At 64.2% G+C, this 18,398-nt stretch carries 17 protein-coding genes and 1 tRNA gene; 9 read left to right on the forward strand and 9 right to left on the reverse strand.

Annotated elements, in window-relative coordinates; all coding sequences use genetic code 11:
* Positions 1-7: 7 nt before the first annotated feature.
* From VCS63_RS08110 to VCS63_RS08135, 6 genes are all read left to right on the forward strand, one after another.
* Positions 8-943, forward strand: coding sequence for a fumarate hydratase (locus VCS63_RS08110; RefSeq protein WP_042796577.1), 936 nt, complete (start codon positions 8-10; stop codon positions 941-943).
* On the forward strand, positions 937-1,617 hold the full coding sequence (locus tag VCS63_RS08115; protein ID WP_063642178.1) for a fumarate hydratase C-terminal domain-containing protein: 681 nt from the start codon (positions 937-939) through the stop codon (positions 1,615-1,617). The genes VCS63_RS08110 and VCS63_RS08115 overlap by 7 nt, the downstream gene beginning before the upstream one ends.
* A 52-nt stretch (positions 1,618-1,669) precedes the next feature.
* The gene (locus tag VCS63_RS08120) at positions 1,670-2,503 is read left to right on the forward strand and encodes an amidohydrolase family protein (protein WP_112966579.1); all 834 of its coding nucleotides are present in this window, start codon (positions 1,670-1,672) and stop codon (positions 2,501-2,503) included.
* Positions 2,504-2,556: 53 nt separating this feature from the next.
* The gene (locus tag VCS63_RS08125; RefSeq protein WP_112966578.1) at positions 2,557-3,462 is read left to right on the forward strand and encodes a LysR substrate-binding domain-containing protein; all 906 of its coding nucleotides are present in this window, start codon (positions 2,557-2,559) and stop codon (positions 3,460-3,462) included.
* A gap of 171 nt (positions 3,463-3,633) precedes the next feature.
* Positions 3,634-4,635 (forward strand): Bug family tripartite tricarboxylate transporter substrate binding protein, encoded by a 1,002-nt coding sequence (locus VCS63_RS08130; RefSeq protein ID WP_063642176.1) that lies wholly within the window; start codon positions 3,634-3,636, stop codon positions 4,633-4,635.
* A gap of 61 nt (positions 4,636-4,696) precedes the next feature.
* A complete protein-coding gene (locus tag VCS63_RS08135) occupies positions 4,697-5,449 on the forward strand; it encodes a sulfite exporter TauE/SafE family protein (RefSeq protein WP_323879256.1) in 753 nt (250 codons plus the stop codon).
* Between the two features lie 9 nt (positions 5,450-5,458).
* Here the strand turns inward: VCS63_RS08135 and VCS63_RS08140 are convergent, their stop codons facing one another.
* Positions 5,459-6,988, reverse strand: coding sequence for a CoA-acylating methylmalonate-semialdehyde dehydrogenase (locus VCS63_RS08140; protein ID WP_042796580.1), 1,530 nt, complete (start codon positions 6,986-6,988; stop codon positions 5,459-5,461).
* 118 nt (positions 6,989-7,106) lie between these two features.
* Here VCS63_RS08140 and VCS63_RS08145 point away from each other — a divergent pair, with 118 nt between their 5' ends.
* The gene (locus VCS63_RS08145) at positions 7,107-8,075 is read left to right on the forward strand and encodes a LysR family transcriptional regulator (protein WP_042796581.1); all 969 of its coding nucleotides are present in this window, start codon (positions 7,107-7,109) and stop codon (positions 8,073-8,075) included.
* Here the strand turns inward: VCS63_RS08145 and VCS63_RS08150 are convergent.
* The 4 genes from VCS63_RS08150 to VCS63_RS08165 form a co-directional block, all read right to left on the reverse strand.
* Positions 8,068-9,069 (reverse strand): tripartite tricarboxylate transporter substrate binding protein, encoded by a 1,002-nt coding sequence (locus tag VCS63_RS08150; protein WP_323879259.1) that lies wholly within the window; start codon positions 9,067-9,069, stop codon positions 8,068-8,070. The two genes, VCS63_RS08145 and VCS63_RS08150, sit on opposite strands and share 8 nt — an antisense overlap.
* A 62-nt stretch (positions 9,070-9,131) precedes the next feature.
* On the reverse strand, positions 9,132-10,748 hold the full coding sequence (locus VCS63_RS08155; RefSeq protein ID WP_323879262.1) for a thiamine pyrophosphate-binding protein: 1,617 nt from the start codon (positions 10,746-10,748) through the stop codon (positions 9,132-9,134).
* A 192-nt stretch (positions 10,749-10,940) separates the two neighbouring features.
* Positions 10,941-11,753 carry a fimbrial protein gene (locus VCS63_RS08160; RefSeq protein WP_254594571.1) on the reverse strand — a complete coding sequence of 271 codons (813 nt, stop codon included), beginning with the start codon at positions 11,751-11,753 and terminating at the stop codon, positions 10,941-10,943.
* 424 nt (positions 11,754-12,177) lie between these two features.
* Positions 12,178-12,253 (reverse strand) — tRNA-Gly (locus VCS63_RS08165).
* Between the two features lie 279 nt (positions 12,254-12,532).
* Here VCS63_RS08165 and murB point away from each other — a divergent pair.
* Complete coding sequence (gene murB / locus VCS63_RS08170) at positions 12,533-13,579, forward strand: UDP-N-acetylmuramate dehydrogenase (protein WP_323879264.1); 1,047 nt, start codon at positions 12,533-12,535, stop codon at positions 13,577-13,579.
* Positions 13,580-13,642: 63 nt separating this feature from the next.
* On the opposite strand, the gene dapB is transcribed toward murB, so the two are convergent.
* Both dapB and VCS63_RS08180 read right to left on the reverse strand, forming a co-directional pair.
* Positions 13,643-14,434 carry a 4-hydroxy-tetrahydrodipicolinate reductase gene (dapB, locus tag VCS63_RS08175; protein WP_042796586.1) on the reverse strand — a complete coding sequence of 264 codons (792 nt, stop codon included), beginning with the start codon at positions 14,432-14,434 and terminating at the stop codon, positions 13,643-13,645.
* A 15-nt stretch (positions 14,435-14,449) separates the two neighbouring features.
* Positions 14,450-14,986 carry an outer membrane protein assembly factor BamE gene (locus VCS63_RS08180; RefSeq protein WP_042796587.1) on the reverse strand — a complete coding sequence of 179 codons (537 nt, stop codon included), beginning with the start codon at positions 14,984-14,986 and terminating at the stop codon, positions 14,450-14,452.
* A 152-nt stretch (positions 14,987-15,138) separates the two neighbouring features.
* On the opposite strand from VCS63_RS08180, the gene fur reads away from it, so the two are divergent.
* Complete coding sequence (gene fur, locus VCS63_RS08185) at positions 15,139-15,558, forward strand: ferric iron uptake transcriptional regulator (protein ID WP_013391855.1); 420 nt, start codon at positions 15,139-15,141, stop codon at positions 15,556-15,558.
* A gap of 140 nt (positions 15,559-15,698) precedes the next feature.
* Here fur and recN read toward each other — a convergent pair whose 3' ends face one another.
* Both recN and VCS63_RS08195 read right to left on the reverse strand, forming a co-directional pair.
* A complete protein-coding gene (gene recN, locus VCS63_RS08190; protein ID WP_042796588.1) occupies positions 15,699-17,354 on the reverse strand; it encodes a DNA repair protein RecN in 1,656 nt (551 codons plus the stop codon).
* 14 nt (positions 17,355-17,368) lie between these two features.
* Entirely contained in the window at positions 17,369-18,268 is a 900-nt protein-coding gene (locus VCS63_RS08195; RefSeq protein ID WP_042796589.1) for an NAD kinase, read from the reverse strand.
* Positions 18,269-18,398: the final 130 nt, after the last annotated feature.

Genomic DNA, 18,398 nt, shown 5'->3' on the forward strand with positions numbered 1-18,398 from the left:
TCCAACCATGAGCATTCCCGTCCAGAAAGTTGAAGAGGCGGCGCTGGAAATCATGCGCCGCGCGGCGATCGAGATTCCCGCCGACTACAAGCAAGGCATCCAGGAGCTGCAAAAGAAAGAGACTGGCAAGCTGCCGCGTTTCGTTATCCACGCAATGGTCGACAACTGGGAGGCCGCCGACCAGGACCGGCGGCCCATGTGCGCCGACACAGGCTTGCCACGCTATTACGTCAAAGTAGGCAACAACGCCTCGGTCGACGCGGGCTTCGTCGCGGTCGAGCGCGCATTGCGCCACGCTACGGCGGAGGGCACGGTCAGCATTCCCTTGCGGCCCAACCGCGTGCATCCGCTTTGGCGCACCGACCACAACAACAATGTCGGCATCAATGCGCCCGAGATCGAATGGTCCTTCGAGCCCGACCGCGACTGGATAGAAATCACCACTGTGCACAAGGGCGGGCTGTTCGGCACCGACTACCGCATGTTGTTCCCCGGCGACGGCATCGACGGCATCAAGCGCTTCGTGCTGGATACGCTTATCGCATTCGGCAAGCGCGGGCTGGCTTGCCAGCCGGCCATCGTCGGCATCGGGCTGGGCGGATCGAAGGACACCTGCATGCAGCTGGGAAAGCAGGCCGCCTGTCTGCGGACGGTGGGCGACCGCAACCCCGATCCGAGGGTGGCGGAACTGGAACTGGAGCTGATGCAGCTGGGAAATTCCATTGGCATGGGCGCGATGGGTTTCGTGGGCTCCGGCATGGTGGTCGACTGCCACATCGAGTGCGGCTACACCCACACGGGCGGCATGCCCATCAGCCTGCATACCTTCTGCCTGTCTTCGCGCCGCGCCACCGCGCGGATTCATGCCAACGGGGATATCGAGTACCGCACCGATCCCCAGTGGTTCACGCCCTATATGCGCAGGGAGACGGTCGAATGGTAAACAACGACGACGACATCAAGGTCTTTCACCTGGACCTGCCCGCCAGGCGGGAGGACATCGCCAAGCTCGAACTCGGTTCCGCCGTGTACCTGAATGGCGTGGTCTACACGGCCCGGGAAGGCGTGTACAAGAAGGTGCTGGACGAGGGACTGCCGCTGCCGGTGGACCTGCGCTCTCTCAGCAACGTCAACTTTCATTGCTCGCCTGCCGCGGCGCCGGACGGCCGCGGTGGCTACAACGTTGGAGCAGTCACCGCGACTGCGTCATTCCGGTTTTCCAAGTGGATTCCCCGCTGGCTGGAGGAAACCGATTGCCGCATCCTGATCGGCAAGGGTGGCATGCCCGCCGACGACTACAAGCGTGTGCTGGCGCCGGGCGGCGCTATTTACCTGACGACCGTGGGCTACGGCACGGGCGCCTTGCTGGGCCGGGGGATCAAGCGGGTGCGCGAAGTGCACTGGCTGGACGAACTGGGCATCGCGCAGGCGATGTGGCTGTTCGAGGTCGAGAACTTCGGGCCTTTCATCGTCGAGAGCGACCTTGAAGGGAATTCGCTGTTCGCCCAGCACGCGGAAACCATCAATGCCGGTATCGAGAAGCTCTATGCCGGGTTGAAGCCGCCTGCATTGCACCGCTATGGCGAGACGGATGACCGCAAGGACGAAGTGATGTAGCGGTGCCGAGCACGCCGCTTCCCGCAACCACGCATCTGACAGAGATACTTCGATGATCATCGACTTTCGGCTTCGGCCGCCAGTGGGCGGCTTTCTGGGCACGCTGATGTATTCGGCGGGAGAGCGCCGCGACGGTTTCACCAGGACGGTGGGCTTTGAACCGTCGGCCGCGGCGCAGCAGCAGTCCATGACACTGCTGCTCAAGGAGATGGACGCCGCAAAAATAGATCGTGGCGTGGTGGTGGGGCGCTTGGCCGGCGTGCTGGGCAGCGTGTCCAATGAGGACGTGCGAGGCGTCGTGGCCGAGCACCCTGACCGGTTCATCGGCGCGGCTTCCATAGACCCTACCGACAGGCGGCGCGCATGCGAGACCATCAGCCAGGCGGTGAAGGAGGGCTTCAAACTTATCAACATCGAGCCTGGATCCTATCCGGTGCCGATGTATGCCGATGACCGGCGCCTTTATCCGATCTACGGCCATTGCGAGGACGTCGGGGTTCCGGTGATCATGATGGTCGGCGGCACGGCGGGCCCGGACCTGAGCTATTCGGATCCGATCCGGACCGACCGGGTGCTGGCGGATTTTCCCGCGTTGAATGTCGTAGTCGCGCACGGCGGTTGGCCCTGGGTCAATGAAATCCTGCACCTGGCATTCCGCCGTCCCAACCTGTGGCTGTCGCCCGATATGTACTTTTCCCGCATGCCCGGCTGGGAGGAATACGTGAAGGCGGCCGACGGCTTTCTTGCGGACCGGATGCTCTACGCCAGCTCGTTCCCGTTCTGCCCGGTGCAGGGGTACAAAGAATGGTTCGAGACTTTGCCGATCCGGGAAGATAATCTCAACAAAGTCATGGGAGGCAACGCACGGCGGCTGCTTGGCATCTAGCGCGGCATACTCCTACTTTACTCAATGCTGTTCTACACCGGGAATCGTCTTGCATGGACATCCGTACGCTCTACACGCTGATAGCGATTGCAGACCATGGCAGCTTTGCCGAGGCCGGCAATACCATCGGCCTGTCGCTGTCGGCGGTGAGCATGCAGGTGCGCGCGCTCGAGGACGAGCTGGGCATCACGATCTTCGACCGCAGCCGGCGTCCGCCGATCCTCACGGATACCGGGCTGGCGTTGGTGCACCGGGCGCGCGACCTGATCTCGCACTGGGAGAGCATGAGCGCCGCCCTGAAGAAAGGAACCTCATCGGGCCTGCTCAAGCTTGGCAGCGTCCACACCTGTGTCTCGGGGGTGCTGCCGCTTGCGCTGCGCCACCTGCAAAAGCAGGGGCATGGCCTGGAAGTCCATGTCACCACGGGGCTCACGCATGACCTGGAGCGCGCCATCTACCACCGTCAGCTGGACGTGGCGATCGTGACGGAACCCGACGCGCCGCGGTCGGGCCTGGATTTCCTCCCGTTCGTGGAGGAAGAACTGGTCGTCATCGCGCATCGTTCGGTGAAGGGCAACAGTGACCAGGAGATCCTGGAACAAACGCCTTATGTCCGTTTCAACCGCTCGGCGCGTGTAGGACATCTGGTGCAGGAAGAGATGGTGCGCAGGCGTATTACCGTGCGCTCGACCATGGAGATCGACAACCTGGAAGGCGTGATCGCCATGGTGGCCAATGGCCTGGGCGCATCGGTCGTGCCAGCCAGGCGTGGCCGCAACGAGTTTCCTGCCGGTATCCGCGTTATTCCGTTCGGTTCGCCGACCGTTACTCGCCGCTTGGGCATCCTGGCTCCAAAGGAGAATCCACGGGCCCACCTTTCGCAGTTGTTGCTTGACGCATTGAAATCAGTCTGCGCCGGCCAGCGCGATACGACGGAACAGGCCGGCGCCAGCCAGTAGTCCGCAGTGCAGCAGTGCCGTAGTTCAGCAGCCCAGTAGTCCGCAGAAAAACACCGCAACGCCCCAAAAAATCGAGCCCATCGGCCCGAGGGACAGTTGCTGCCTGGCGATTCGTCTGCCGGCCGAAACCCGGCAGGCGCCGCCGTCCCGCGAACTGAAGGAGACAAAGCCATGAAAGATGAAATTCGACCCAATGATGCGCGCCGCCGCGTCGTCAAGGCGCTGGGCTGTGGCCTGGCGCTATCGCCGTTCCTGGCCATGCCGGCGCGAGCCGACTGGCCTGCCGACAAGGTCATACGGATGATCGTGCCATTTTCCGCGGGCGGCGCCACCGATCTGCTGGGCCGGGCGCTCGCGGCCGAACTGGGCAAGGGCCTGAAGCAGAGCGTGATCGTCGAGAACCGCGCAGGCGCCGGCGGCAGCGTAGGCGCGCAGGCGGTCGCCAGCTCGCCGGCCGACGGCTATACGCTGTTGCTCGCGTCGGGCAGCATGTTTACGGTGAACCAGTTCATCTATAGCAAGCTGCCGTACTCACTGGCGGATTTCAGTCCCATCGGCAAGGTGGCGAACGGACCCATGGTCGTCACGGTCAATGCCAATCTTCCTGTCAAGAACACACGGGAGTTGATCGAGTACGCCCGGGCCCGGCCAGGAAAATTGAGTTTTTCGTCGGCGGGGGTGGGCAGCCAGACGCATATGGCGGGCGAGGCCTTTAGCGATGCGGCCGGGATCGAGCTCATGCACGTCCCATACAAGGGAGAAGGCCCCGCCTACACGGACTTGATGGCGGGCGTCATTGAAGTCGCCGTGGGCAACATCAACGCCATCGTCCCTTTGCTCAAGGGCGGGCGCCTGAGGGCGCTTTCGGTCACGGGCAAGGAACGCTCGGCGCTGCTGCCCGATGTGCCGACGACGGCGGAAGACGGCGTGCCGGGTTTTGAATTCACCGGGTGGTTCGCGCTGCTGGCGCCTGCCGGCACGCCGCAGGCCGCCGTCGACCGGCTGCTGGCCGATGCCAGGACGGCTGTAGAACAACCAAACATGCAGCGCTATCTGGCTGACCAGGGCATGTCCCCAGCCATTGTGCCTTCCGCCCAGCTCAAAGAGGAAATCGCGCGGGAATCGGCCAAGTGGAAGGCGCTGGTGGAAAAGAAGAAGATCACCGCGAGTTGAGCTTGCCGCCCCAGTCTGCCGCGATTTTCAGGCCCGCCCCTGTTCTTGTCATCTTGCCCGCATGATGCCGCCCGACTCCCTCGCCATCGCCGCTCCCGTCATCTTTGTTGCCTATGTCGTCTTCGGGATGACGGGATTCGGCGCGGCCATGGTGGCCGTGCCGGTCCTGGTGCAATTCATCCCCTTGCAGTTCGCCGTTCCGCTGGTGGTGCTGTTCGACCTGGCCTGCACGGCCCTGGTGGGAGGCAGCAACTGGCGGCGCGTCTCCCGCGAAGAGCTCATGCGGCTGTTTCCCTGGTTATTGCTCGGGATAGGCATGGGCGCCACGTTGCTGCACAACGCCGGGGCCCGGTGGCCCCTGATTCTGCTGGGCAGCTTCGTGCTGGCGGTGTGCATCAAGGGCCTGTGGGGCGCGTCGGGGAAGAGGGCGGCTCCGATGCATACGCATTGGGCGTTGCCGTTTGGCATCTTTGGCGGCATCTTCAGCGCGTTGTTCGGCACCGGAGGGCCGATCTACACCATCTATCTGTCGCGCCGGCTCGATGCGCTGGACCAATTCCGCGCGACGATTTCGGTGGTGATCCTGCTGAGCGGCGTCATTCGCGCGGCGGCCTTTGGTGCCGCCGGGCTTTATGCGCAACCGGAAATCCTGCTCGCCGCCTCAGTGCTGCTTCCCGTGGCCCTGATCGGGCTGTATGCGGGCTCTCGCCTCAGGACCCGGGTGTCCCCGGCCCAGCTGAAGCGATCCATCTTTGTGCTGCTCGCGATAGCGGGCGCCGGCGCCATCTATCGCGGATGGATTTCTCCTTCGTGAAGGCGTCGCTTACTTTGCCGTAGGCATGGCGAACTCAGCCCCTTTGTCGATGCTCTCGGGCCAGCGTTGCATGATCGACTTCTGCCGGGTGTAGAAGCGCACGCCTTCCTCGCCGTAGGCGTGCATGTCGCCGAACAGGCTGCGCTTCCAGCCGCCGAAGCCGTGCCAGGCCATGGGCACCGGGATAGGCACGTTGATGCCAACCATGCCCACCTCGATGCGCCGGCCGAATTCACGCGCCACGTTGCCATCCCGCGTGAAGCAGGCGACGCCGTTGCCGAATTCATGGGCGTTGATGAGGTCCACCGCCTCTTTCAGGTCTTTCACGCGCACGCAGCCAAGCACCGGGCCGAAGATCTCTTCCTTGTAGATGCGCATGTCGGGCGTGACGTGATCGAACAGCGTGCCGCCCATCCAGAAACCGTCGCCACAGCGCTCGCCCGCCAGTGAACCCCGGAAGCCGCGGCCATCCACCAGCAATTGCGCGCCTTCCTCCACGCCCAGGGCGATGTAGCCGCTGATGCGCTCGTGCGCGGCGCGGGTCACGATAGGGCCCATTTCTGCCGCAGGGTTCTCGCCGTCCAGCACCTTCAGCGTCTTGGTGCGTTCGATCAGCTTGGGGAGCAGCCTGTCGGCGACGTCGCCCACCAGCACTGCCACGCTGATCGCCATGCAGCGCTCGCCGGCCGAACCATAGCCCGCGCCGATCAGCGCATCGACTGCCTGGTCTATGTCCGCATCCGGCATGACCACCATGTGGTTCTTGGCGCCGCCCAAGGCCTGCACGCGCTTGCCGTGGCGCGCGCCGGTTTCGTAGATGTAGTTGGCGATAGGCGTCGAACCCACGAAGCTCACCGCTTTGACATCAGGGTGTTCGAGCAGCGCATCCACCGCTACCTTGTCCCCTTGCACGACGTTGAATACTCCGTCGGGCAGGCCGGCCTCTTGGAGCAGTTCGGCGATGCGCAGCGACGCGCTGGGGTCCGTAGGGCTGGGCTTGAGCACGAAGGTGTTGCCCGTCGCGATCGCCACGGGGAACATCCACATCGGGACCATCACGGGAAAATTGAACGGGGTGATGCCGGCCACCACGCCCAGCGGCTGGCGCAGCGTCCAGTTGTCGATCCCGGTGGAAACCTGTTCGGTGTGGGCGCCCTTCAGGAGCTGGGGGACGCCGCAGGCGAACTCGACGATATCGATGCCGCGGGTGACTTCGCCTTGCGCATCGCTGAAAACCTTGCCATGCTCGGCGGTGATCAGGTGGGCCAGTTCGTCGCGGTGTTTGTTCATCAGTTCAAGGAACCTGAACAACACGCGCGCGCGCCGGATGGGAGGCGTATCCGCCCATTTCGGAAATGCCGCCCGGGCGCTGGCCACGGCGCGGTTCACCTCGTCGGGCGTGGCCAGGGCCACCTGCTTGGCAACGGCGCCCGTCGCCGGATTGAAGACGGGCTGGCGGCTGCCCGCCCCGTCGACGAGGCTGCCGCCGATGAAGTGTCCGGCATCGCGGGATTGGGCGCTGGCATTGCTTGCGGTCATGGTGGGCTCCTGGCTCAGGCATGGTGTTCGGAAGAAGGCAATGTCGCGCATTGCCGGCCGGCCGTCGAGACCGGAGGGCTGGAATCAGTGTTTGCGGTTTCGAACAATGGAGCGGGACATGACGAAAACGAGGCGCCTGGAAGATCTGTGGTCGCATATCCATTGCCTGGGGGTGCTGGCCGATACCGGCAGTTTTACGGCGGCGGCCCGCCGCCTGCAGATCAGCAAGGCCTCGGTGAGCCAGCGGATCGTCGAACTGGAGCAGGCGGCCGGCGTCCCCCTCGTGCGCCGCACCACGCGCAGCGTCGGCTTGACCGAGGCCGGGCAGACCCTGGTGGATCAGACCGCGGCGGCCTATTCGCGCATCGAGGAGGGCTTCTCGGCCGTGCGGAATCTGTCCCAGGGACCGCGCGGCGTGCTTTCCGTGACCGCACCCGTGGCCCTGGGGCGTCAGGTCATTGCGCCGCTGATACCTGGGTTCCTGAAACGCTTTCCCGATGTCCGGATCCAGCTGGAGCTCAGCGACCATCTGGCATCGTTGGCCACCGAAGGCTTTGACCTGGCGATCCGGCATGTGGCCGGCGTGCCCGATACCCATGTCGCCTCGGTCATCTGCGAGACGCGTTCCGTCCTGGCGGCGACTCCGGAATACCTTGCGACGCACGGCACGCCGAAGACCCCCCTCGATCTGGCGGGCCACAATTGCCTGCACTACCTGCGGCGCAGCGGCAGCGCCACCTGGTCGTTCGAATCGCTCGAAGGGGACAAGCGCGTGGCGGTGCCGGTGCGGGGCAGCTTCACGGCGAACAACAGCGAAGTGCTGCGGGAGGTGGCGGCCGGATCGCTGGGGATTGCGCTGCTGCCGGATTTCAGCGCGAACCCGGCCCTGCGCAGCGGTGAGCTGGTTGAAGTCCTGCGTGGCTGGCGGGTGGTGGGCGACTATGCGGAACGGCTGTACGCCGTCAGGCCCTACACGCCGCGCGTGCCCTTGACCGTTTCTTCGTTCGTGGGCTACCTGCGCGAGGAGATTCCAGCCTCCGAGGCGCTCGGCGGACGGTCCGAGGCAACGGAGGGGCCCGCTAGTTGACCTGCAGCCCGGCCCTGGCCACGAGATCGGCATAGATCGCGGCGCCCTGGCTGACGTATTTTTCCGTTTCGGCGGGCGACAGCACGTGGGGGATGCCGCCAAAGTTGGCGTTTCCCGCGACCCACTTTGGATCCTGCGCAATCTGCTTGAGCGCGGAGGCCCATCTGGCCACGGCTTCAGGGTTCATGTTGGGCGGCCCGAACAGGCCGCTCCAGCCTATGACCGCTTCGAGTTGAGGCAGCCCGAGTTCGCGGGCGGTCGGTATGTGAGGGAACTGCGCCAGGCGCTCCGGCGTGGTCGTCAACAACGGCCGCAGCTTGCCGCTGGCGAGCAGGCCGGTCATCGAGCTCAGGTTGTTGCAGGCAAAATCGGCATCCTTGCTAAGAACCGCCAACGCGACCTCGTTGCCACCCTTGTAGGGAACATTGACCACGGCCTCTGGCTTCAGCCCCAGGCTGCTGAGCAGCAATTGGGGCGCAAGATTCTGCACCGTCGCCGGCCCGGAATGGCTGTAGTTGAGCTTGCCGGGGCGCGCCTTCAACGCCTGCGCGAGATCGCCGATCGTCTTATAGGGGCTGTCAGGATGTACGACGCACACGACGGGATTGAGTTCCAGTAGTCCGATGTACGTGAAGTCTTTCGAGGTATAGGGCGTGGTCTTGGGCTGTAGCGCCGGCAGCAGGACCTGGGACCCTATCCGGCCCACCAGCAGCGTGTAGCCGTCGGGTGCGGCGCTTTTCACGGCGGCGGATCCGATCGCGCCGTTCGCGCCCGCCTTGTTGACGACGACCACGGGCTGGCCGAGTGCGCCTTGCGCGGCCGCGGCCAGATTGCGGGCCGCCATGTCGGCATCGCCGCCCGCGCTGAACGGAACGATGAGCTGCACTGGCTTGGAGGGATAGGCTTGGGCGCAAGCGAGCCCGGGCAGCGCGCCAAGCAGAAGAAACGCGGCGCGAGCGAACGCGCCCGGCCGCAGGCCGGTAGGTCTGATCATGGGAAGTCTCCTGTCGTGCTAAGGGACGAAACCGGACGGCAGCTGTGCTCGATGCCTCGAGGTCAATGACCGGTCGTGGACTGCGTTGATGCGCTGAAAACCGGGGCGGGTTCGCCCGCCAGGGAAACGTTGATGCAGGCGGGCAGCCCGCTGTTCATCGCCATGCCCAGGGCGGTGGCGAGGCTGTCGTTGTCATGCGCGGCAAAGCCCGCCCCGCCAAGCGCCGAGGCGACCTCGTGGTAGCGCGCGGTCGGCGCGAGCTCGCAGCCGATCAATCGTTGCGGACCGTACGTGCGCATCTGGATAAGGTGTTCCGCGTTCCAGCGCAGGTCATTGCCGATCACGGCGATGACGGGGGCCTGTTCGCGTACCGCCGTGTCCAGCTCCATCAGGTGAAAGCCCGCCGTGCCGTCGCCCATGAGTACCGCCACCGTCGCATCGGGCCGCGCAATCTTGGCGGCGATCGCATAGCAGATGCCCGCGCCGATCGCGCCGGACATGCCGTTGATAATGCGCACGGGCGCCTGGCAATACGCCTGGGCCCACTGGCCGAATTCGCCGCCATCGCAGACAAGGATAGGGTTCGGAACCGAGGCAAGAAATTCCTGGACCGTTGCGCAGAGCGCGCGCGGCCCCAATGCGCCGCTGGCGGGCGAGGCGACGCCCTGGGCGCTACGGTTGTTCACCGCCTCATCCACCCGCGCACGCCAAGCGGCGCGCTCTGCAGGAGCTGGCGTCGCCTGCACGGCGGCGAGCAAGGCATAGGGCTCGCCCTGTATGGTCAGGGCCAGGCGATCTCCCAGCAGGCGGCTCGCGCGCGCCAGCATGGCGGGGTCCGCGTCGATCACCACGACACGGGCATGCTTGCCCAGCGCGGCGGGTCCGCCGAATCCCAGCGTGAAGTCCAGGCATTTGCCCGCCAGCACGATGAGGTCTGCCTGCGGCATGAGCTCTGCCAAGGATCCCAGGGAAGGGTCCTTCAGGCCGCGAGGACTTTCCATGGGAATGATGCGCGCGCCAAGCGCCGCTTCCAGCTTCTCGCGGGTGGCGCGCATGTGCGGCCGCGCGCCAGTCGGCCCGGCCAGCACCAGTGGGCGGTGGGACAAATTCACCAGGGCGGCAAGGTCTTCCAGGCCGACGGTGTCCGTCGCGGCGGCTTCGCGCTTCATGGTGGCGGCAGGAAGTTCTTCCAAGCCGGTCTCGGCCGTCATCAGATCGAAGGGCAGGGCCAGGTGGACCGGCCCGCGGCGAGGGGCAAGCGCCTGCGTCACCGCGCTGTCCAGCGCAGGGTATAGCTCCTGCACGGTCAGCGGACGCAGCGAGACCTTGGTCAAGGAGCGGGTGATGGCAACCTGGTCCAGTTCCTGGAAGGCGCCGGTACCGTCTTCGCGGACCGAGGAGTCGCCCGAGATCAGCAAGACGGGGCTTTCCGCCTGCGAAGCAGAATATAGCGGCGCCAGGCCATTAGTGATGCCGGGCGCGGCGGTCAACATTGCGACGCCGAGTTCGCCGGTGATCTGGGCCCATGCGTCCGCCATGAAGACGGCTGCCGCCTCATGCCGCACATGGATAATGCGGATGCCTGCGTCGATACAGGCATCATAAAGCGGCATGATCTGATTGCCGGACAGGCTGAAGATGGTCTTGACGCCCAGGCGATGCAGCGTACGGATAATCAACTGAGATCCAAGCACCTGTGTCTCCGCTAGGGCTGCGCCTGGAAAATGCTGCGCGCCTGTTTTGTACCGGCTATGGGAGAGTTCAGTTTATCGGTGATCTGCAGCGTATTGGTTGATGATTTTTGAACCTAGGGCGCAGCCCGGCGTCGTCAGGCTCAGGCGTAATGCACGATGGGGGAATGGCCTGGCGGGCTACAAGTAGCTCATGACGAACGTAATCTCGGTATTTGCGGCGCCGGCTTTATACCTGGGTTCGTTGGTCAACCTGTAATAGTTGGCCATCAGCGGGATCTGGAAGCTGCCGCCCTGGCCGGTGTAGCCCGTGAAGGTGTGCGGCGTGTTCAAGGCGAGGGGCACGTCATTGCCATCGCGGATCTGCAGGCCGATCCCGACAGCCCCGGAGCCTTCGTTGAGCCTGACGAGTCCTTGGTTCGGGTCAATGACTTCGGTCACGGGCAGAAGTCTGTAGTTGATCTTATTGATCCTTGGCGGACAATTGTTCAGCTTCAAGGTAAATGAGACCGGCCTGGTCCGGGTGCCGGGCCCTTTGAAGTCAGACGACACATAGTCATCGCCCATGAAAACGTTGACGTCTGGGCTTTCGCAGGAGCCAGCGATAAAGCCAACTGGGCGGCTGAGCTTCAACGTGACGAGGTCTGCGGTCCAGGCGATTACGGTTCCTACATCGCCTGCTTGAATCAGGCCGCTGGGCTCGAATGCTGCGCTCTTGACGATTTCCAGGGTGATATTGCCGACCAACTTATATTGGCCGGGTTCGAGCGCGAACGGCGGTGGCATGTAAGCCCCGGTCCGTATCATCATTCGAAACGATAGCCCTGGTGTGCCGGTAGGAAAGTCGAATGTGCCTGCTGGAGGAGGGGGTCCGCGCTTGGGGGAGACCTTCAGTCCATACAGGTTCGTACTGCCGAAGCAGTCGAAGGTGATTTCAGAAAGGACTTTCGTCTCGCGATACACCACCGTCCCATCAGGCACATCGCGAGGCACTGTGATATTTCCTGGGCCGGTGTAGGTCAAGGTCTGGGGAGCGCCGCGCACGTCACACGTCGCCCAGGCCCGACCCGAAACACCAAGCGCGATGACCGCCAGCCACCGTAAAGCATGCATCTGAACCCCCCATTCCTGCCTGGTTGCTCACTGCAGACAGGCGCCTGACGCCGCGATCAGGCTCAATTGATTTATGTGAAATGTTAGGGGGCTACCGCGACGGCGACCCATCAGACAATTCCCAAATTCTTGCGGCGCGACGATGCCATGGGAGTGCCGGGCAGAGGAGAGCCCACGCCCGTTGCGTACGCGAAGGTTCGGTGGAATGGGGATTTCGGTGGATGTCACCGGAATGAAAAAAGGGCCCGCAGGCCCTTTCTCAAGGATTTTCAGCATGCCGGGAAGGCGGCTGAAAATCAGAATTTGGAGCGGGAGACGAGTCTCGAACTCGCGACCTCAACCTTGGCAAGGTTGCGCTCTACCAACTGAGCTACTCCCGCGTGGGTTCTGCAGTAGAAACGGGCAGAACCAATTTTCTTATTCACTCTGATCAACTTGGTTATCGATCAGAAGGCGCGCATTCTACATGATTTTTTTGAGCTTGTCTTGGCCTGTGTTTTTTCAGCTTTGTTCACTGCGTTTGCTCACTGCATTTGCCTACTTCAAGCAATTTCAGTCGCAGTTGTAGACGCAGTTGTAGAACAAGGCCCGAAACTCAGGGCAAGCACTCAATCAAGTAATATGAGCGAAGACAGAAACTATAGCAACCCGCAGGATCCATGTCAAATTTCTCCGTCGATACCGATCAGCCCCTTGCCTTGTCTCCAGTCAGCCAAGATCTCACTCGGCTGAACACCTTGGGCTTGGCGTCGCAGGCGGTCGCATTCGTGACGCTGGAAGACCCGGCGCAATTGCCAGCGCTGTCGCAACTGGCGAGCCAGGCGGCTTCCTTGCTGGTCTTGGGCGGGGGCAGCAATCTGGTGTTGCCGCGTCAGGTGGACGGGCTGGTCGCCCGGGTTGCCTTCAAAGGGGTGCGCCTGCTGGAAGCCCGGCCGGATGCCTGGCTGATCGAGGCGGCGGGCGGGGAGTCCTGGCATGGCTTCGTCGAGACTTGCGTGAACCAGGGCTGGGACGGGTTGGAAAACCTGGCGCTGATTCCTGGCACGGTGGGCGCGGCGCCCGTGCAGAACATCGGCGCCTATGGGGTCGAGTTGCAGGAACGTTTCCATAGCCTGACCGCCTGGGATGTGCGGGCAGGCCGGCAGGTCGAAATGAGCGCGGCGGACTGCCGGTTTTCCTATCGCGACAGCGTCTTCAAGCACGACGAGCCTGGGCGGTGGGTCATTACGCGCGTGCGTTTTGCCTTGCCCCGGCCATGGCGGCCGGTGCTGGGTTACCCGGACCTGCAGCGCCACCCCGGCCTGGCCGGTGATGCGCCAGCCGCGCGGGATATCTTCGATGCCGTTTGCGAGATCCGCCGGGCCAAGCTGCCCGATCCCGCAGTAACAGGCAATGCCGGCAGCTTTTTCAAGAATCCTATCGTGTCGGCCAAAGTGCGCGATGCGCTGCTCGGCCGGTTTCCCGGGCTGGTGTCTTATGCGCAGCCGGATGGCGGCTACAAACTGGCGGCGGGCTGGCTGATAGACCAGTGCGGCTGGAAGGGCCGTGCGCTGGGCGCGGCCGGCGTGCACGAGCGGCAGGCGCTGGTGCTGGTCAATCGCGGCGGAGCGACGGCCGCCGACATCATGGGCCTGGCCCATGCCATCCAGGCGGCGGTTTCCGAGCGTTACGGCGTGCGGCTCGAACCGGAACCCGTGGTCGTGTGAGTCGATTGAGGCCCAAAAATGAAAAAGGACCCCGCGGGGTCCTTTTTCATGGCCGGGCCGGCATCAAAGGCCCAGCACGGATTGCATGTCGTACAGGCCGTTGTGCTTGCCTTCCAGGAAGCGGGCGGCGCGCAGTGCGCCTTCCGCGTAGGTGGCGCGGCTGGCCGAGCGGTGAGTGATTTCGATGCGTTCGCCGGTGCCGCAGAAGGACACTGTGTGGTCGCCCACGATATCGCCGCCGCGCAGTACGGAGAAGCCGATGGTGCCAGGCTTGCGCACGCCGGTATCGCCGTGGCGGCTCCAGGTGGCGACGTCGGGCAGGGCCACGTTCCAGGCCGACGCAATGGTTTCGCCCATTTTCAGCGCGGTCCCTGAGGGGGCGTCGACCTTGTTGCGGTGATGCGCTTCGAAGACTTCGACGTCGTAGCCGGAATTCAGGATGCGTGCGGCCATGTCGAGCAATTTGAGCGTGGCGTTGACACCCACGCTCATGTTGGGCGCGAAGACGATGCCGATCTTCTGGGCGGCGACTTCGATCGCGGCGCGGCCGTTGTCGTCGAAACCGGTCGTGCCGATGACGGCGTTAACGCCATGCTTGACGCAAGCCTGCAGGTGTTCAAGCGTGCCTTCCGGGCGGGTGAAGTCGATCAGGCAGTCGGCCTGGGCCAGGGCATCGAGGTCATCGGTGATGGACACGCCCGTCTGTTTGCCCAACGGCGCGCCGGCGTCCTGGCCGAGCGCGGCCGAGCCCTGGCGATCCAGCGCCACGGCAAGTTGCAGGCCGGAAGCGTTCAGGACGGCTTCGATCAGCATCTGGCCCATACGGCCGCTTGCGCCGGCAATTGCGATACGCATAGAGAGTCCTTGGTGTTACTTGAGCGGTTCGGGGGCGTTGCCGGGCTGGCCAGGATACTGGTTGAGGGGGCTGACCGGAGCGGCGGCGTCACGCTTGCGCTGGTCTTCCTCTTCCTTCTGGCGGGCCTCGTCTTCGCTGAGGCGCTTTTCCGCTTTTTCGTCGGCGACGGCGTTCGGCGTGTTGATCTGGTAAGGCTGCAGGTCGGGCTGCTTGTCGCCTTCCCAGCGGACCAGGCGGTCATTTTCGAACCAGACGGTGAACTTGCGTTCCTGGGCGTCGCCGTAGCCGGGCTTGAAATAGTAGGGGTAGTCCCAACGGTTGGCGTGCAGCACGCTGGTCAGCGTCGGGCTGCCGAGCGCGAAGCGCACTTGTTCGCGTGTCATGCCGGGCTGCAGCAGGGCGACCTGCTCCTGGGTGATCCAGTTTCCTTGCTGGACGCTGGCCTTGTAGGGGAAGCCCCACTTGTCCCCCGAGCATCCGGCCAGGGCGACGGCCAGGGCGGCCACGGCCAGACCGGTCTTCAGCGAGCGGGAGGGAATTCGTGCAATCATGGACACTACGCGCCCCTATTATTTGGAAGCAGACAAAACCGTTATCATAAAGGTTTCATAAGGATAGTTCCGCGTGGCGGCATGATTTCGGTGAGCCGGCTCGCGGTGCACCCATCCTGCCCATGCCAACGCGGACGGAGAGCGATTACACCATGAGCGACCAAAGCGAACTGAAGAACATGGGTTTGAAGGCGACGTTCCCCCGCCTGAAAATTCTTGATATTTTCCGGAAATCGGATCAACGGCACCTGAGCGCCGAAGACGTCTATCGCGCCCTGATCGGCGAAAACGTCGAAATCGGGCTGGCCACCGTCTACCGTGTCCTGACACAGTTCGAACAGGCCGGCATCCTTGCCCGCAGCCAGTTCGACAGCGGCAAGGCGGTGTTCGAGCTCAACGACGGCGATCACCACGATCACCTGATCTGCACGAATTGCGGCAAGGTGGTCGAGTTTTCCGACCCGGAAATCGAAAAGCGCCAACAAAAGATTGCCAAGGACAACGCCTTCGCGCTGGAAAGCCACGCCATGGTGCTGTACGGCATTTGCGGCAGCTGCATGAAGGGCCGTTGATTCCGGCCTGAGCACCAGGCCCGCGGCCACGCTCGCAGCGGGCATGTGAGATCCAAAGCCCCTTCCCACGGAAGGGGCTTTTTTTATCGCCAGGGGATCGCAGCGGAACCAGGGGGGGGGCTCCGCCAGCAGGCGGCAGGTCAGGTCTGGCCGAAACCTTCCAGCATTTCGCGGGCGTGTTCGCGGGTGGTTGCGGTGAGCTTGATGCCGCCCAGCATGCGCGCGATTTCCTCTACGCGAGCCTGCGCGTCTAGCTCTTCGATGCTGGATCGGGTGGTGCCACGCGATTCGGTCTTGCTGACCAGGAACTGGTTGTTGGCGCAAGCCGCGACCTGAGGCAGGTGGGTGACGCACAGCACTTGATGGCGTTCACCGAGCTCGCGCAGCAGCTTGCCGACGGCCTCTGCGACCGCGCCGCCCACGCCGCTGTCGACTTCGTCGAAGATCAGGGTGGGCACGCGCGCGGCGCGGCTGGCGATGACGGACAGCGCCAGCGATATCCGCGACAGTTCGCCGCCAGAGGCTACCTTGGCCAGCGGGCGCGGCGTGGTGCCGGCGTGGCCGGCTACCAGGAACTCGACCTGCTCGTTGCCGTGGGCGGATGGCGCCGACTCGGCCAGCGTGGGCTCGAATTTGCCGCCCTGCATGGCCAGCGTCTGCATGGCTAGCGTGACCTGTTTGCCGAGGTCTTTGGCGACCTTGCGGCGCGCCGTTGTCAGCTTGGCGGCGGCGGCGTCGTATTGCGCCTGGGCGGCCTGCGCCTGGGCGCGCAGGGCATCGACGTCGCCCGCGGCCTGCAGCGCTGCAAGCTGCGTATGCAGCGAGTCGCGCAGTTCGCACAGCGCGTCGGGCTCCACGCGGAATTTGCGGGCGGTTTCGAACACCAGGCCCAGCCGCGCTTCAACGGCGACGAGCCGCTGGGGATCAAGGTCGACGCGGCTGACGTAGTTGTTCAGGTCGGAAACGGCTTCGGTGATTGCGATGCGCGCCGATTCCAGCTCGTCGTGCACGCCTTGCAGGCCGGGATCATGGCGCAGCATCTGCTGGAGGCGGTGGTTTGCCGAGGTGAGCCGGTGATGCGCAGAGTCGCCTTCGCCGTCGAGGGCTTCGAGGATCTGGTTGGCGCCGTCCAGCAGGGATTGCGCATGCGACAGGCGCGTGTGCTCGGACTGCAGCGCTTCCCATTCGTCTGGGCCGAGGTTCAGTTGGTCCAGTTCGTCGACCTGCCATTGCAGGCGGTCGCGTTCGTTGGCCAGGCTGGCGGCGTCTTTTTCGGCGGATTCCAGCTGGCGCGCCAGTGCGCGCCATTGTTTCCAGGCCTGGCCGACGGTGTTGCGCAGTTCGCCATGGCCGCCGTGGGCGTCCAGCAGGTCGCGCTGAGCATCCGAGCGCATCAGGCTCTGGTGCGCATGCTGGCCATGGATGTCGACCAGGCTGTCGCCCAGTTCGCGCAATTGCGCCACGGTGGCGGGCGTGCCGTTGATATAGGCGCGGCTGCGGCCCTGCGCGTCGATGACGCGGCGCAGGGACAGCTCGGTGTCTACGTCGATCTCGCGTTCCTGCAGCCAGGCGATCAGCCCTTTGGGCGTGTCGAAAACGGCCGTGATGTCGGCGCGCGGCGCGCCCTCGCGCAGCATGCTGGCGTCGCCGCGTTCGCCCAGCGCCAGCGCCAGGGCGTCCACCAATATGGATTTGCCTGCGCCTGTCTCGCCGGAAAAGACGGTGAAGCCGGGACCGAAATGGATCTCGGTCTGTTCGACGATGACGAAGTCGCGGATATGCAGGGTGCGCAGCATGTCGGGGCGCTTTACTACTCTACGTTGTCGGTGGCCTCGGGCATCAGGTTCCAATGCAGCTTGCGGCGCAGGGTGGAGAAGAAGCTGTAGCCTTCGGGATGCACGAAGCGGATGGTATAGGGGGCGCGCTGCACGACGATGCGGTCGCCCGGCTGCAGGTCGGACCACGTCTGCATGTCGAAATGCACGCTGGCGCCGACTTCCACGCGGCCCATTGCGGTCAGCGTCATGTTCAACACTCCGGTGTCGGGGATGACGATGGGGCGGTTGGACAGCGTTTGCGGCGCTACCGGCACCAGCACCATGGCGTTCATGCCGGGATGCAGGATGGGGCCGTTGGCCGACAGCGCGTACGCGGTGGAGCCGGTCGGGGTGGCGATGATCAGGCCGTCGGCGCGCTGCGTGTACATGAAGGAGCCGTCCAGTTCGACCCGGACTTCGATCATGCCGCCGCGCCCCGCGCGGTTCAGCACCACGTCGTTCAGGGCGGACGCGGAGTACATCTTCTGGTCGCCGCGCCACACGCTGCCTTCAAGCAGCATGCGTTCTTCGATCTGGAAGCTGCCTTCGAGGACGCGCGCCAGCGCGCCATGCGCGTCCTGCAAGGCGATGTCGGTGATGAAACCCAGGCGTCCGTGGTTGATGCCGACCAGCGGCATGCCGTAGGGAGCCAGGTGGCGGCTTGCGCCGAGCACGGTGCCGTCGCCGCCCATGACCACGGCGAGCGATGCGGTCTTGCCGATTTCCTCGAGCGTGGCGACGGGGTATTCGGTCAGTCCGGTATTGCGCGCCGTGTCCGCGTCGATGAGCACCTGCCGGCCCGCCTGCGTCAGCGCGTGGGCCAGTGCTCTCAGCGGTGTGTCCAGGCCGGTGTCCTGGTATCTGCCGATCAGGGCTACGGTAGGAAAATGCATGGCTGCTTGCGAATGAAAAGGCGAAACCGGAAAGCCGAAACCTGCCCGGGATGGACGGTTTAGCCGATTATATGGGGCCGCATATGGGCTTGCGGGACAAAAATCGCCTCAACTGAAAAAGATTCCCTAA

This window comes from Achromobacter sp. D10, assembly GCF_035282245.1.
Taxonomy (GTDB): domain Bacteria; phylum Pseudomonadota; class Gammaproteobacteria; order Burkholderiales; family Burkholderiaceae_B; genus Achromobacter; species Achromobacter insolitus.

Excerpts from the sequence above, each read along its gene's own strand:
- murB (WP_323879264.1), top strand. The coding sequence starts at position 12,533 with ATGTCAAATTTCTCCGTCGATACCGATCAGCCCCTTGCCTTGTCTCCA.
- VCS63_RS08150 (WP_323879259.1), bottom strand. The coding sequence starts at position 9,069 with ATGATCAGACCTACCGGCCTGCGGCCGGGCGCGTTCGCTCGCGCCGCG.
- VCS63_RS08140 (WP_042796580.1), bottom strand. The coding sequence starts at position 6,988 with ATGACCGCAAGCAATGCCAGCGCCCAATCCCGCGATGCCGGACACTTC.
- VCS63_RS08110 (WP_042796577.1), top strand. The coding sequence starts at position 8 with ATGAGCATTCCCGTCCAGAAAGTTGAAGAGGCGGCGCTGGAAATCATG.
- VCS63_RS08115 (WP_063642178.1), top strand. The coding sequence starts at position 937 with ATGGTAAACAACGACGACGACATCAAGGTCTTTCACCTGGACCTGCCC.
- dapB (WP_042796586.1), bottom strand. The coding sequence starts at position 14,434 with ATGCGTATCGCAATTGCCGGCGCAAGCGGCCGTATGGGCCAGATGCTG.
- VCS63_RS08145 (WP_042796581.1), top strand. The coding sequence starts at position 7,107 with ATGACGAAAACGAGGCGCCTGGAAGATCTGTGGTCGCATATCCATTGC.
- VCS63_RS08130 (WP_063642176.1), top strand. The coding sequence starts at position 3,634 with ATGAAAGATGAAATTCGACCCAATGATGCGCGCCGCCGCGTCGTCAAG.
- VCS63_RS08195 (WP_042796589.1), bottom strand. The coding sequence starts at position 18,268 with ATGCATTTTCCTACCGTAGCCCTGATCGGCAGATACCAGGACACCGGC.
- recN (WP_042796588.1), bottom strand. The coding sequence starts at position 17,354 with ATGCTGCGCACCCTGCATATCCGCGACTTCGTCATCGTCGAACAGACC.
- VCS63_RS08120 (WP_112966579.1), top strand. The coding sequence starts at position 1,670 with ATGATCATCGACTTTCGGCTTCGGCCGCCAGTGGGCGGCTTTCTGGGC.
- VCS63_RS08125 (WP_112966578.1), top strand. The coding sequence starts at position 2,557 with ATGGACATCCGTACGCTCTACACGCTGATAGCGATTGCAGACCATGGC.
- VCS63_RS08135 (WP_323879256.1), top strand. The coding sequence starts at position 4,697 with ATGATGCCGCCCGACTCCCTCGCCATCGCCGCTCCCGTCATCTTTGTT.
- VCS63_RS08180 (WP_042796587.1), bottom strand. The coding sequence starts at position 14,986 with ATGATTGCACGAATTCCCTCCCGCTCGCTGAAGACCGGTCTGGCCGTG.
- fur (WP_013391855.1), top strand. The coding sequence starts at position 15,139 with ATGAGCGACCAAAGCGAACTGAAGAACATGGGTTTGAAGGCGACGTTC.